We start from the raw sequence: 13,899 nt of genomic DNA, 5'->3' as shown, positions 1-13,899 counted from the left end.
ATGAGTTCCGCCCCTGCCGCCGGTCACCACTCGGAACGGACCGTCGGACCGCCGTACAGGAGGGGCGTCCCATGTCGCTTCCGGAGATCGTCTCGCGCGAACAGTGGCGCGCGGCACGCGAGAAACTGCTGGTCAAGGAGAAGGCGGCCACGCGGGCGCGGGACGCGCTGGGCGCCGAGCGGCGCGGGCTGCCGATGGTCGAGGTCGGGGAGGAGTACGTCTTCGAGGGCGGCGACGGCAAGGCCACGCTGCTCGACCTCTTCGAGGGACGGCACCAACTCGTCGTCTACCACTTCATGTTCGCCCCCGAGTGGGACGCCGGCTGCCGCAGCTGCTCGGCGTTCCTCGACCAGATCGGTCACCTGGCCCACCTGAAGGCACGCGGCACGACATTCGTCGCCGTCTCCCGGGCGCCGTACCCGAGGATCCTGCCGTTCAAGGCGCGCATGGGCTGGACGGTGCCCTGGTACTCGTCGTACGGCAGCGACTTCAACCTCGACTTCGAGGTGACCCTGGAACATGAGGGCGAGCTGGTGGAACGGCCCGGCGTCAGCTGTTTCCTGCGGGACCGGGAGCGTGTCTTCCACACCTACTCGACATACGAGCGCGGCCTCGACGGGCTGGGCTCGACGACCAGCTTCCTGGACCTCACCGCGCTGGGCCGGCAGGAGGAGTGGGAGGAGCCCAAGGGGCGCGCGTCGACTCTTGGGGCGCCTGCCGGGAGTGAGCGCATCCGTTATCACGACGAGTACGAGGACTGACACGAAGCGTGGCCGTCGGCGATCGAGAGTGATCGGTCTTTCACACAGCGCGGTGAACGAGTGTCAACTACGTCTCAGTCCCGTCACCGGACGAGGCGATTCACCTCCGGCAGGCGTTAACTCCTACAAGTACGACGCTTATCGGAGGTCAGGATGGTGAACGGGCGAACAGTGCTCGAATGCTTTCCCGCGGGCGGGCCGCGAGGGTCGTGGCCGGCGGAGGAGTTCGCACACGCGCGGCGCATGGAAGGTCTGCCCGCGGAGGTCGTCATGGATCTGGCGACGGACGCGTTCCTGGTGATCGTCCGCGGTGACGGCGCGGTTGACGCCGCCGCGTGAGCCCTCGGCGGGGGAGGGCTCGGCGGGAGAGGACTTGGCGGGAGAGGACTTGGCGGTCAGCCCGCCTTCGGTGCGGGCACCCGTGCGGTGAACTGCTCGGCCTGGAGCGAGTACAGCTCGGCGTAGACACCGCCGGTGGCCAGTAGTTCGTCCGGTGTGCCGGACTCCACGAGCCGGCCCTGGTCGAGGACGTGCACCAGATCGGCGTGGCGTACGGACGCCAGCCGGTGGGTGATGAGGACGACCGTCTGGCCGGCCTTGGCGAGCGCGCGGATCTTTTCGAAGACCTCCAGCTCGGCCCGTGCGTCCAGGGCCGCCGTCGGCTCGTCCACGATGAGGATGCGGCCGCGCCGGTAGGCGGCCCGGGCGATGCCGAGCCGCTGCCACTGCCCGCCGGACAGCTCGTGGCCGCCGTTGAACTGGCGGGCCAGCAGGGTGTCCAGACCGCGCGGCAGATCGGCGACCACCTCCTCGGCTCCGGCCTCGGTGACCGAGGTGGCCAGGCGTTCCTCGGTGAGGGGCGCGGAGGAGCGGCCGACGGCGACATTGACCCGGGCGGTGAACGGCCAGCGCTTGAAGTCCTGGGCCAGCATCGCGACGCGCTCGGCGAGCTGGTGCCGGTCGGCGGTGGCCGCGTCGACGTCGTCCCAGAGGATGCGGCCCCGGTCCGGCGTGTAGAGGCCCGCCAGCAGCTTCACCAAGGTGGTCTTCCCGGAGCCGTTCTCGCCGACCAGGGCGACGATCCGGCCGAGGGGGAGGGCGAGCGTGACGTCGTCCAGGGCCGGACGGGAGGATTCGCCGGGGTAGGAGAAGGTGACGTTCTCGAACCGGATCTCCTGCGGATCCTCGGGCAACGGGGCTCCGCCGACCGGAATGGCCCGCTCGGCCGCCTCGACGTACAGCCGTTGCAGATCGCCCACGAAGAGGGCCTCCTCGTGGAGCGCGTTGACCTCCAGGACGAGGGTGTCGAGGCTCGACGAACCGGTGCGGATCGCGATGACGGCCGTACCGGCGACGGAGAGCGCCATGGCCCCGGCGAGCAGCAACCCCCCGAGCGTGGCGTACGTCGCGACGGTCGCGAGCCCCGTCCAGGCCGCCGCGATGAGCCCCGTCCGGGCGGCGAGCCTGGCCAGCCGTGCCTGCTCGGCCTCCGCCGTCTCCGACATCGCCCGGTAGTGGCGCAGGAGGAAGGGCCCCACGCCATGGACCCGGATCTCGGGCGCGGCGGCGGGCTCGGTGAGCAGCCCGCTGATCAGATGGCCGGCGCGGGCGTGCTGCACCCAGGTGTGGAAGGACTCGTAGCGCCGCCGCGCGTTGGTCAGCGCGCTCCAGGCGCTGGGCAGGGTCATGGTGGCGAGGAGGGGGAGCAGGGCGGGGTGCAGCACGGTGAGCACGCCGGCCGCGGCGATCAGCGAGATGGCCGCGTTCACGACGCGCGCGCTGTACGAGATCATGCGGCGGGCCGAGGCGGCGCCGTACTGCGCCGTGTCCAGCAGCTTGTGGAAGGCGTGGTCCTCGATGGCGGACAGCTCCACGGCGGCCGCCCGCTCCAGATACAGCTCGGTGGCCACGCGCTCCACCTTGGGCTCCAGTCGCCCGGTGGCGTACGTGGAGGCGGCCCGCAGCAGAGTCGACACGACCATGACGGCGGCCATGGCGACCAGCGCGGGAACGGCCCCACGCAACCGCTCCTCGATGGCCCCTCCCGCCATCAGCCGCCCCAGCACACTGTTGACGGCGAGGAGTGCGACCGCCTGAGCCAGCCCCCGCCCCACCTCGGCCACCTGCACGGTCCGCGCGGCCACCCGGTCCCCCTGCCAGGCAAGCCGGAAACTGGACCCGAGCAGGGACGGCAACCGCGTCACCATCGCCCGGAAACTCAGCTCCATAAAGGCGTCGTGGTGCTGGTTCCACCCCATGTCGTAACGCAGAGGCCCCCCGAACAGCAGCCGCTCCGACTCGGACACCTTGGCCTCACCGGACCCGGCCTTCTTCCCCACCACGCACCCTCCCCCGACGGTCCCTCGTGACGGAGGGCCACTATGACGGGGCGGGGGCGTCCGGGGGAGGGCGCGAGCGGGGGCGGGCCGTGCACGCGGGGCGCACGCCGCTTTCCGCCTTTCAGCCCGCCCGATTTCGGTTTCAGCCCGCCCGGCTTCAGGTATTCACCCCGTCCGGTGTCCGCTTTTCAGCCCGTCCGGCGTTTGAGGACAAGGCCCTCAGAGGCCGAAGCGGGGTCTGGGGCGGCAGCCCCAGCGGGGTCGAAGGGGCGGAGCCCCTGGTGATGGGACGGGTAGGGGCGGCGGGGGCGAGAAAAGCGCCCCGGGCGGAGCCTCAGGCGGTGAGCCGCCGGGACCAGGCAGGCGTGATCCCCATGACCCGGCACAGCGCCAGATACAACGGAATCGGCGGCGTATACGGCACCGTCCCGTCCGGCCGATGAATCAACTGAGGCGTGTCCAGAACAACCGCCCCCGTCGTATACCGCACAGACGCCGGCCACTCCAACGCGTAGTCGGAATCGGCCGGCACGATCCACCACCAGTGCGCCTCATCGGCGTAGACACACCCCACCCGAGGCAACCGAGGCAGAACAAGAGGCCCGAAGCGGGCCGGAACCGCGACCGCGTCGCAGCCAAGAGGAGCCGTCATCCCTTCAGGGACATGCAGCCGCCGAGGAACGGCAACGGTACGCCGGCCACGACGGAGCCGGACCAGCGTGTCCAGGTTCAGCACCTGACCCCCGCCGGACGCACCGCTCACAGCCATCCGGCCCCCGTCCCACCGCCGCCGTACCGGGCCTGGGCCTCGTCCTCGTCGCCCGACCCCCCGGCCGGCCCCGGCTTGGGCCGGGACCCCCAGCCGAGATCGCCACACGGCTCGATGCCCCTGCGGGAGTCACCGGGAGAGGTGCTGAGGGAGGCGACCGGGGCGGCACCCGGAAAGCCGACCCGGCGAGCCAGATCCGCCCAGACCACCAGCCCGGCCCCCTGTTCGTTGGCCCCCCACGCATGGCAGAGCGCGTCGACGAGAAGCAGTCCCCTCCCGTGCTCCTCCTCGGGCCGCGCCGCCAACGGATGCGGCTCACCCGGCGCACAACCCTCGTCACGCACGGCTATTCGCACCAGCTCGGCACCATCGTGCAGCTCGCACACGATGTGCTCGCTGGCGGTGTGCACGATCGCGTTGGTGACCAGCTCGGACACGACGAGCGCCGCCGTGTCGCAGGTGTCCTCGCACACCGCCCAGCCATTGAGCCGGGCCCTGGTCAGGCGTCTGGCCTGCGCGGGAGAACCCGGATGCGCGGCCAGTTCGAAACGGAACCGGCGCTCGGCGGCGGCACCCCGCTGGGGCCCGGCGACCGTGTCGACGCCGAGGCCGTGGGGGGCTGTGGCGGCGTCTGTTCCTAAGGGCGGGGACGGAATCACGCTTGCCACTATCGCCCCGCCGTGAACACTTGGCAAGTGTCACTCTGGAAATTGCAGAGTGCTGTGTGACTCTCTGGAAGGCCGTGGCACACTGCTCGCAACAGCATGTCGAACGGCGCCAGTTGGGATCACCGAAGATCCGTCGCGATCTTCGAATAGGTCTTCGAATGGCGCCGTCGGCCTGTCGAGATTGAGTCGGTCTGTAAGAATTTGTTCGCCCTGTAATTATTCAGGCGATCTGTCAGGATGCAGTCGGTCCATCGGAGTTGAGCCGGTTTCAGTCGGTCCCAGCGGATTCAGGGGATCCCAGGGATTCATTCGTGGAGGTGGAGCGTGAGCGAGCCGCGGTCCGCACCGACGGTCGGTCAGGTCGTTCTCGGGCGGCGCCTGCTGGACCTACGAGAACGCGCCGGACTCAAGCGCGAGGAGGCCGCCCGCATCCTCCGCGTCGCCCCCGCCACGGTCCGCCGTATGGAGATGGCCGAGGTCGCGCTCAAGATCCCGTACCTCCAGCTGCTCCTGAAGGCGTACGGCGTCTCCGAGGACGAGGCCGACGGCTTTGTGCAACTCGCCGAGGACGCCAACAAGCCGGGCTGGTGGCAGCGGTTCCACGACATCCTGCCCGGCTGGTTCTCGATGTACGTGAGCCTGGAGGGCGCGGCCAGTCTCATCCGGTCGTACGAGCCCCATTTCGTGCCCGGTCTGCTGCAGACCGAGGGCTATGCGCGCGGCGTGCTGAGGTCGGGCGCCATCGGCCAGACCAGGCCCGACGAGATCGAGCGCCATGTCGCCCTGCGCATGCAACGCCAGCAACTGCTCACCCGTGAGGACGCGCCCCGACTGTGGGTCGTGATGGACGAGACCGTGCTGCGCCGCCCCGTCGGCGGCCCGGAGGTGATGCGTGCCCAGATCGACAGACTGCTGGAGGTGACGAAGCTGCCCAACGTGACGTTGCAGGTGGCCCCGTTCGAGAACGGGCCGCACCCCGGCACGTACGGGCCCTTCGCGCTGTTCCGATTTGCCGTGTCAGAACTGCCGGACATGGTCTACAGCGAGTACCTGACCGGCGCCGTCTATCTCGACGCGCGCACCGAGGTGGCCACCCATCTTGAGGTCATGGACCGCATGGCGGCGCAGGCCGCTACGGCACATCGCACGAAGGGGATCCTCCGGGATCTCCGCAAGGAGCTGTGAATGGATCGCATCAAACCGCGCATACGCGTCTACAACGGCATGCCCGCGCGGGACTTGGGCAGCGAGGGCTGGCACAAGCCGTGGAGCGGCGGCAACGGCGGCAGCTGTCTGGAGGCGATGAAGCTCGCCGACGGCCGGGTCGCCGTCCGTCAGTCGACCGACCCGGACGGGCCGGCGCTGATCTACACGACGGACGAGATTACGGCGTTCATCGAGGGCGCCAAGGCGGGGGAGGCGGACTTTCTGCTGTCGTGACGTGATGGTCCGGCACTCGCTCAACTCCCCTGTACTGATACTGACTTGATTCTGGCGCTGACTTGATGGGTACTCGATTAATGGTTGAGATCGACACGAGCAAGCCGCATCCCGCGCGGATGTACGACTGGTATCTCGGCGGTAAGGACAACTACCCCGTCGACGAGGCCATGGGGCAGCAGATGCTCGCCCTCGACCCCCGCGTCCCGGTGATGGCGCGGGTCAACCGCGCGTTCATGCACCGCACCACCCGCTGGCTCGCCCAGCAGGGCGTACGCCAGTTCCTGGACATCGGCACGGGAATCCCGACCGAGCCGAACCTGCACCAGGTCGCCCAGCGGATCGCCCCCGACGCGCGCGTCGTCTACTGCGACAACGACCCCATCGTGCTGGCCCACGCGGCGGCCCTGCTGCGCGGCACGGACGAAGGCACCACCGAATACCTGCAGGCCGATGTGCGCAACCCCGACGCCATCGTCGAAGGCGCCCGGAAGGTCCTGGACTTCGACCGGCCGGTGGCCCTCTCCCTCATCGCCCTGCTGCACTTCGTCCCCGACGAGGACGGCGCGCACGAACTGGTCCGCCGGCTGCTGTCCGAACTCCCCTCCGGCAGCTACCTGGTGATCACGCACGCGACCGCCGACTTCACCCCCGAGGAGTCCAGGGCGGCCACCGAGAAGCTCAAGGCGGCCGGCGTCACCCTGGCCCTGCGCTCCAGCGAGGACTTCACCCGCTTCTTTGACGGCCTCGAACTCGTCGACCCCGGCGTGGCAGTACCCCACCACTGGCACCCCGAGCTGGGGGAGCCCGTACCCGGACAGGACGACGGGGTCATCCCCGGGTACGGGGCGGTGGGGCGAAAGCCGTAGCGGTGGTGCTGTGCCAGTGGCCCTGGCCGGCTCAGAAGTACGACATGGGCCGGCTCAGAAAATGGACCATGAACCGGATCAGAAGTAGGACATGATGCGCCGCGGCGCGTCCACCAGGCGGCTGAGGACCACCACCGGCAGCGGGGGCTGCTCCGCCTTGGCCGGGCTGAGGTTCAGCCCGTAGTAGATCTGCTCGATCGACGGCGGTCCGACCGCGAGGTTGCGCCGGACCGCTGTCGACGGCGACTCCTCACCGGTCTTCACGAGATACGCGGCGACCACCGCGCCCGTACGGCCGACGCCGGCGCCACAGTGCACGAACACCGGGCCGGACGACGACGAGACGACGTCGAGGAAGCGCTGCACCTGCTTGGGCGCCGGCGTCTGACCGTCACGGATCGGCAGGCGTACGACGTTCAGCCCGGCCTTGCCCGGTTCGGCCAGTTGGGCCGCGCTCATGTGCTCGGCGCGCAGGTCGACGACGGTGGTGATGCCCATGCCGGCCAGCGCCCGGTACCCGGCGGGGGACGGCGCGGAACCGCGCCACAGCCGGCCGTTGCCGTCCACGGACTGGAAGTGGTTCACGCCCTGGACGGTGCGGGTTCCGGCGGGCGCCGGGGTCTCCTCGCGGGCCCAGTAGGACAGGCCCAGGATGCTGCCGGCTCCGGCTGCCCACAGAACGAGGTAGCTGATGAGAAGGCCGATGAGGATCCGCAGGGCGCGCCGGGAAAGGGGGCGCTTGCGGAAGGCAGGGTAGGGCAGGGTTGCGGAGAGGACAGCCATGAGCGACCCGGGGGACTAGGGGACGAAGGGCGCCTTGGAAGAGTACCCCTGGGTCTGCGATCAATGGGTGATAAGTCCGTTTTTGTGCTAAACGTCTCACTTGTCATGCTCTGGCGTCCGTGGCGGGCCGTCGCGGTCAGTCGTCGCCCGACTCCGCGTCGCCGACGGCGACCACCGTCAGATGGGCGCGCTCCAGGGTCGCGTCCTCCAGGCAGCCGCGCAGTCGCATGAGGTCGTGGTCGGTGAGCGCGGGCCGTACGACCCCGGCGAACATGCCGTCCCCCAGGTCACCCAGCGTGGCATGTCGCAGCGGTGCGGACGTGGAGTGCCGGCAGCTCTCCCAGATCTGCTGTGCGGCCAGGGCCTTCCCCTCGGACGACACGTTCGCGCCCCGCAGATCGAGCTGGACGAGGACCGAGGTCGCCCGGTTCTCGTTCGCCTCCTCCCCCCGGGTCTGGGTCAGCTCCGCGAGCCCCACGATCAGCGCGCCGACCAGCGTGGCGCCGACGAGGGTGACGGCGGTCAGGCGTGCGGTACGGCCCCGGGAGGCCACGGCGCCCAACGGTGGCAGGTCGTCCAGGTCGCCGGGTGCCGCCGGATCTGGCGCGGCGAGCACGGCCAGCCGTCCGGCCAGCCGCCGCTCGGCGGGCCCGGCCGTGGCCGACGCGATCTTCTGCACCACCCAGGCCAGCCCCGACAGCACCACCCCGGCGACCATCAGGACCGGCACGAAGACATACGTCCGGTCAGCCGGGTCCTCCAGCCACCGGAACCGCCGCTCCTCCTGCGCCACGGCCGGCTCCCGCAGCCGCGTCAGTACGTCCTCCTGGCGGGCGTCCAGTTCCCGCTGCCGCCGGTCGGTGTCACGCAGCCGCTCCTCGATCCGGTTCAGCCGTCCCAGCGTCACCAGGCCGAACAGCATCACCTCTACCACCAGCAGCAACACCCCGCAGATCATCGCCCGTTGCCACTGCCACCGGTACAGATAGATGACGAGGTAGGTCCCCGCACCGGCCGCGGCCAGCGCTCCGAAGACGTACGCGATCCTTCTCATGGCGCGTCCCCCAGTCGTACGTCACCGGCGGTCCCGTCGACGGTGAGCCGGGAGCCGGGCGGGAAGCGGCGTACGGCATCGGTGGCGCCGACGACCGCGGGGAGCCCGAACTCCCGTGCCAGGACGGCCAGATGGGACAACGGGCTGCCGGTCTGGGCGACCAGGCCGGTGAGGCCGGGCAGCAGCGGGGCGAGCGCGGGGTCCAGGGTGCGCACCACCAGGACGGCGTCCGTGGGCCGGGGCCCCGTTCCGTCCCATACGGTCCCGACGACGCGCCCCGCGGACACGCCCCGCACGCCGTCGCCCCGGCGCGCGGCGCGCTCGGCGACGACGACCTGGCCGTCCGCCAGCCGGAAGGCGTCCGGCAGCGGGGGCGACTCGGGCTGCGGCACGCGCGCGTGGAGGTCGCCGGGCAGGGCACCGCCGTTCAGCACGGCGGCCAGCTCCGCCCACCGCAACAGGCCCACGCGCTCCACGTCGATCCCGAGCCGCCGCGCCACGTCCCGCACGAGGCGCACCTGCAGTTCCTGCACCCAGCGGATGCGGAGGCGGAGGGCTTCGCGGGGTGGGAGGGGGGTGAGGAGGGCGGGTCTGGGTGATGTGGCCGGAGGGCGCGAGGTGGTCTGTGCGAGGGCCGTTGCGTTCGGGGTTGAGGTGATTGGGGGAGCTGGAAGTGGTTGGAGTGTTTGGAGTGCCGGGGGTGCCGACAGTGTCGGGGGTGTCGGGGGTGTCGGGGGTGCCGACAGTGTCGAGAGTGCTGGGGGTGCCGGGGGTGCCGAGGGTGCCGAGGGTGCCGGGGGTGCTTGAGAGGTGGTTTTTGTGGAGGACGTGGCTTGAGTGGTCCCGGTGAGCTGGGTGGCGTGGACGGAGAAGGCCGCGCTGGTCGGGGTGCCTTGCCTGGCCGGTTCCAGGGCGGGGGGACGCGGTGCGGGCGGGAGGCTGTCGTTGGCCTTCCGAAGGCCGTCGGCTTGAAGCCCGGCGGTGTGAACCGCGTCGGCTTGAAGCCCGGCGGTGTGAACCGCGTCGGCTTGAAGCCCGGCGGTGTGAACCGCGTCGGCCTGAAGCCCGGCGGCTTGAATCGCGTCGACTTGAACTCCGTCGGCCTGGTCCGGTGCGGTCCGGTTCGGCGCGGCCGGGGCGTTCGGCAGTTCTCCGCGTCGGCGCAGGCTCGGGGCGGTGAGAGCCAGGACCACGGGGTCGGTCGCGATCACCTGGTCGTCGGGTATGCCCTGGGCGCGGGCCTCGGCCAGGGCGGCGAGTGCCGTGCCGGCCGCGGTGCGGGCCTTGGGCGGCTCGCTGAGGAGGGCGCCCGCGAGGGCCTCCTGGGAGTGCAGGGAGACCAGGACCCGGCGGGTCCAGCGCAGCTCGGCGGCCAGGGAGGAGCCGGAGAGGCCGCTGGGCGGCGGGATCTCGGCGAGGCGGCGGTCGACGTCGGCGGTGAGATCGGTCGCCAGCCCGGGCAGGGAGGACGCGAGGCGGCCCACCCGCCATGCCGCGGTGAGCCGGCGCGCTCCGGGAGCCGGGTTGAGCAGTGCGAGCCAGCGGTGCCGCGGGGGCACGGTGCCGAGCAGGCGCAGATCGGCGGCGGCGCGTCCGGCGACCGTCGTGACCACGGGCACCGACTTCAGCAGTCGGCGCGGCGCGGTGCCGCCGATGTCGAGCGCGGCGGCGAGCCCACGGGCCATCGGCGCCACCCACAGGTCCTCCTCCAGCGGCGCCAGCTGCCCCGGCAGCGTCTCCGCCACCGGACCGGGCCCGAGCAGCCGGGCTCCGCGCGCCGGCCGCGCCGCCATCGCCGTGATCGGACGGCTCTGGAACAGCCACAGCCGTCCGTCCGCGTCGAACCCGAACTCGACGTCCTGCGGCCCGCCGAAGACCCGCCGGACCTGCCGTGCGAGCCGCGCCAGCCGGAACAACTCGGCACGGGTGAGCGGCGAGCCGTGCCCCGTGGGCGTGGCTCGCGGGTTCGCCGAGGGCGCGTTCGCCAAGGGCGCGGGATCGGCTTGCGAATCCTTTGAGGGCCTCCTCCGCGGGCCCTGCGAGGACTCCGGCTGCCACGGCTTCTCCGGGGACGTCGGCCATGGCTTCTCCGAGGACGTTGGCCATGGCTTCTCCGAGGGCGTCGGCCGTGGCTTCGCCGAGGATGCGGACGCCGGGTCCCCCGGAGCTTCGGTCCGAGGGTCTCCTGGGGCCTCCGTCCGCAGCAGCCGTCCGCGTCCGCTCAGCCAGTAGTCCGTGCCGGCCCGCGCCCCGCTCACCAGGCTGTCCGGCCCGCCTCGGACCGCGCTGACCAGCATCCGATCGACCCGCCCCTCGACCGGGTCGGCGCCGAACATCACCCCGCCGACCCGCGCCGTGATCATGGGTTGCACCAGAACCGCCATCGGAGCCGCGGACCCGTCCGGCCGGTGCGCCGAGTCGAGCACGGTCTGTACGGCCGTACGGAAGGCCCGCCAGCCGCGCACGTCGAGTACTGAGGCGAACTGGCCCGCGAGGGAGGAGTCCTCGGTGTCCTCCTGCGGCGAGGAGGACCGGACGACGAGTGGGCGGGTGCCGCCGGCCGAGAGCTCGTCCCAGGCGCGCCGCAGGGCCACCATGTCGCCGCTCGCCCTGTGCGGGATCACGAAGCCGGGCAGCACGGGCAGCCCGGCGCGCGCCGCGCGGGCGAGGTTCGCGGCCTTGGACCCGATCAGCCGGGGGAGGGAATCGTCGGGCAGGTCCAGCGGGACGACGGCCGGGCCGCACTCCTCGACGACCTCGCCGAGGGCGACGCCGCCCCGGTGCTCTTCCCCGTCGCGGGCACCTTCTCCATGCCGTTCATCGAGCGTCGTCATCGAACACCCTCCAGGACCGACCGCCAACAGGGGGGACGCGCGGGGGTGGCCCTGCGCCTGACGACGGAACGAAGGATGGGGGCGAGCTGCTACCGGCCCGGTCGGGTGCGACTACAGCACGCCTCCTGCTCCGATGATCCCACTCCTGTTCGACTCCATGTAGCCCAGAAGCCACTTTTCGGACAGATAGGAGAACAAATCGAGACGCGGCAGTATGCCGGGCCGGGACGACTCCTCCAGCGGCGGGCCGGGCTCGCGCCTCAGACCGGCGGCAGCATCCCGCGCCTCGCCCCTCAGGCCGGCGGCAGCACCCCGCACAGCGCCTCCAGCGCTGCCCCGTACGCATGCTCCGAGGGCGTCGCACAGCCCACGACGAGCCCGTCACGGACCGGCATGTCCGCCACGGTCGCTTCCGGGTGCCGGAACTCGGCGAGGCCGTCCAGGGCGATGCCCTGCCAGGTGGCCGCCTTGACGGTGGAGCGCTCGGTGCCGGGCGGCAGCCGCAGCACCGCGTGCAGTCCGGCGGCGACACCGGTGACCTCGATGTGCGGCGCGTGCTCGGCGAGCGCCGTGACGAGACGGTCGCGGCGGTTCCGGTACCGCTGCCGCATACGCCGCACATGACGGTCGTACGCCCCGGAGGCGATGAAGTCGGCGAGGCTCAGCTGATCCAGGACGCTCGCCCATGCCTCGCGCTCGCCCTTGGCCGCGAGTACGTCGTCGACGTACCGCTCCGGCAGCACCATCCACCCCAGCCGCACCGCCGGCGACAGACTCTTGCTGACCGAGCCGATGAAGATCACCCGCTCGGGATCGAGGCCCTGGACGGCGCCGACGGGCTTGCGGTCGTAGCGGAACTCGCCGTCGTAGTCGTCCTCCAGCACCACGCCGCCACGCGCGCGTGCCCAGTCGATCACGGCGGCGCGGCGCTCGGGGTGCAACGGGCCGCCGGTCGGGAACTGGTGCGCGGGGGTGAGCAGCACGGCCCGCTCGCGCCCCAGCCGGTCCAGGCGCGCGCCGTCGTCGTCGAGGGGGAGCGGTACGGTCCGTACGCCAGCGGCGGCGAGGAGTTCCCGGTGGAAGCCGAGCCCGTACGCCTCCACGGCCAGCGGGCCGCGCAGCACACCGCCGCCTCTGTGCTGCGTGTTCTGCGAGAACAGCAGTCGCAGGGCATGCGCGAACCCGGAGCAGATCACTATCCGGCCCGGCTCGGTGCGCACGCCACGCGCGCGTGCCAGGTACTCGGTGAGTGCCTCCCGCAGTTCCAGGCGTCCGGCGGGATCACCGGGTCCGAAGGCCTCGTTCGGCGCCTGCTGGAGGGCCCGCCGATAGGAGGCCAGCCAGGCCGCGCGCGGGAACGCCGAGGCGTCCGGGGTGCCCTGCCGCAGGTCGTGCCGAGGCCCACGCGCGCGTGGCGGCGCCTTACGGGGTGCCCGCTCGACGCGCCCGAGGGGCTGGGCCCGGTCGGCCACCCTCGTCCCCGATCCCTGGCGGGCGGTTAGCCAGCCCTCCGCGACCAATTCGGCGTACGCGTCCGCCACCGTGTTGCGGGCGACGCCTAGGTCGGCGGCGAGCGAACGGTACGGCGGCAGCCGGGTGCCGGGCGCCAGCCGCCCACTGCGCACGGCCTCGCGCAACGCATGCGTCAGCGCGGCACGCCGCCCGCCGGCGCCCGACGACTCGGAGAGGTCCAGGTGCAGGTCGGCGCCGACCCGTTCCCCGTAATTGACCCATGATTTAGCCACAGAAATGCACCCTACAGTCGGTCTTTCAGGCCCGTAGGTTGATGCACATGACGACGAACATGACGGCGAACACGACGACGAACAAGACGGCGAACACGACGATGAACACGACGACGAGCACGGTCGCCACCGCCACCGCCACCGCCACCGACATCGCCGAGGCCATCACCGGGGCCGAGGCGGCCCGTACCCGCCTGGACTTCGCGAAGTCCACCCCGAAGGTCTTCCGGGCGATCGTCGGCTTCGACGCGGCCGCCCGTGAGGGCCTGGACCCGACCCTGGTCGAACTGATCCAGATCCGCGCCTCGCATCTGAACCACTGCGCCTACTGCCTGCACATGCACACCAACGACGCCCGCAAGGCCGGCGAGAGCGAGGACCGGCTGCACATGGTCGCCGTCTGGCGCGAGGCCCGCCACTTCTTCACCGAGCGTGAACAGGCGGCTCTGGCCCTCACGGAGGCGCTGACGCTGGTGGCCGACGGCGGGGTCCCCGACGAGGTCTACGCCCAGGCGGCGAGCCACTTCGACGACGGCGAACTGGCCCACGTACTGGCCCTGATCATGACGATCAACACCTGGAACAGGGTGGCGTTGGCTACGGGGAAGGTGGCGGGGACGGACGAGCGCCGCTAGGG

General features: G+C 71.5%; 13 protein-coding genes. 6 read left to right on the top strand and 7 right to left on the bottom strand.

Features of this window, described 5'->3' with window-relative positions; genetic code table 11:
* Nucleotides 1-71 precede the first annotated feature (71 nt).
* Together POF73_RS21475 and POF73_RS21470 are read left to right on the top strand one after the other, a co-directional pair.
* Nucleotides 72-761 (top strand): DUF899 domain-containing protein, encoded by a 690-nt coding sequence (locus POF73_RS21475; RefSeq protein ID WP_272117839.1) that lies wholly within the window; start codon nt 72-74, stop codon nt 759-761.
* Nucleotides 762-914: 153 nt separating this feature from the next.
* Nucleotides 915-1,100, top strand: coding sequence for a hypothetical protein (locus tag POF73_RS21470; RefSeq protein ID WP_272117837.1), 186 nt, complete (start codon nt 915-917; stop codon nt 1,098-1,100).
* Nucleotides 1,101-1,156: 56 nt separating this feature from the next.
* Here POF73_RS21470 and POF73_RS21465 read toward each other — a convergent pair whose 3' ends face one another.
* From POF73_RS21465 to POF73_RS21455, 3 genes are all read right to left on the bottom strand, one after another.
* Entirely contained in the window at nt 1,157-3,019 is a 1,863-nt protein-coding gene (locus POF73_RS21465) for an ABC transporter ATP-binding protein (protein ID WP_443049584.1), read from the bottom strand.
* 415 nt (nt 3,020-3,434) lie between these two features.
* Nucleotides 3,435-3,869, bottom strand: a complete 435-nt coding sequence (locus tag POF73_RS21460) for a hypothetical protein (RefSeq protein WP_272117835.1) — start codon at nt 3,867-3,869, stop codon at nt 3,435-3,437.
* The gene (locus POF73_RS21455; RefSeq protein WP_443049581.1) at nt 3,860-4,528 is read right to left on the bottom strand and encodes an ATP-binding protein; all 669 of its coding nucleotides are present in this window, start codon (nt 4,526-4,528) and stop codon (nt 3,860-3,862) included. Before POF73_RS21455 ends, POF73_RS21460 begins: the two co-directional genes overlap by 10 nt.
* A 333-nt stretch (nt 4,529-4,861) precedes the next feature.
* Between POF73_RS21455 and POF73_RS21450 the strand changes: the two genes are divergently transcribed.
* The 3 genes from POF73_RS21450 (at nt 4,862) to POF73_RS21440 (ending at nt 6,846) form a co-directional block, all read left to right on the top strand.
* Nucleotides 4,862-5,722: a helix-turn-helix domain-containing protein gene (locus POF73_RS21450; protein WP_272117831.1), complete on the top strand. Its 861-nt coding sequence runs from the start codon at nt 4,862-4,864 to the stop codon at nt 5,720-5,722.
* Entirely contained in the window at nt 5,723-5,977 is a 255-nt protein-coding gene (locus tag POF73_RS21445) for a DUF397 domain-containing protein (RefSeq protein ID WP_272117829.1), read from the top strand.
* An 80-nt stretch (nt 5,978-6,057) separates the two neighbouring features.
* The gene (locus POF73_RS21440; RefSeq protein ID WP_272117827.1) at nt 6,058-6,846 is read left to right on the top strand and encodes an SAM-dependent methyltransferase; all 789 of its coding nucleotides are present in this window, start codon (nt 6,058-6,060) and stop codon (nt 6,844-6,846) included.
* 78 nt (nt 6,847-6,924) lie between these two features.
* Here POF73_RS21440 and POF73_RS21435 read toward each other — a convergent pair whose 3' ends face one another.
* The 4 genes from POF73_RS21435 to pdxR all read right to left on the bottom strand — a co-directional run bounded on the left by POF73_RS21435 (nt 6,925) and on the right by pdxR (nt 13,262).
* Nucleotides 6,925-7,629 (bottom strand): protein-tyrosine phosphatase family protein, encoded by a 705-nt coding sequence (locus POF73_RS21435; protein WP_272117825.1) that lies wholly within the window; start codon nt 7,627-7,629, stop codon nt 6,925-6,927.
* A 136-nt stretch (nt 7,630-7,765) separates the two neighbouring features.
* Nucleotides 7,766-8,683, bottom strand: coding sequence for a hypothetical protein (locus POF73_RS21430; protein WP_272117823.1), 918 nt, complete (start codon nt 8,681-8,683; stop codon nt 7,766-7,768).
* Nucleotides 8,680-11,517 (bottom strand): PEP/pyruvate-binding domain-containing protein, encoded by a 2,838-nt coding sequence (locus POF73_RS21425; RefSeq protein WP_272117821.1) that lies wholly within the window; start codon nt 11,515-11,517, stop codon nt 8,680-8,682. Before POF73_RS21425 ends, POF73_RS21430 begins: the two co-directional genes overlap by 4 nt.
* Nucleotides 11,518-11,810: 293 nt before the next feature.
* Nucleotides 11,811-13,262, bottom strand: a complete 1,452-nt coding sequence (gene pdxR, locus POF73_RS21420; RefSeq protein ID WP_272117819.1) for a MocR-like pyridoxine biosynthesis transcription factor PdxR — start codon at nt 13,260-13,262, stop codon at nt 11,811-11,813.
* A gap of 101 nt (nt 13,263-13,363) precedes the next feature.
* Between pdxR and POF73_RS21415 the strand changes: the two genes are divergently transcribed.
* Complete coding sequence (locus POF73_RS21415; protein WP_272117920.1) at nt 13,364-13,897, top strand: carboxymuconolactone decarboxylase family protein; 534 nt, start codon at nt 13,364-13,366, stop codon at nt 13,895-13,897.
* Nucleotides 13,898-13,899 lie beyond the last annotated feature (2 nt).

Origin of the sequence: Streptomyces sp. HD (genome assembly GCF_028369295.1) — a bacterium.
Lineage (GTDB): Bacteria > Actinomycetota > Actinomycetes > Streptomycetales > Streptomycetaceae > Streptomyces.
The sequence above is the reverse complement of the archived record's forward strand: the minus strand, read 5'-3'. Positions and strand labels throughout refer to the sequence as shown.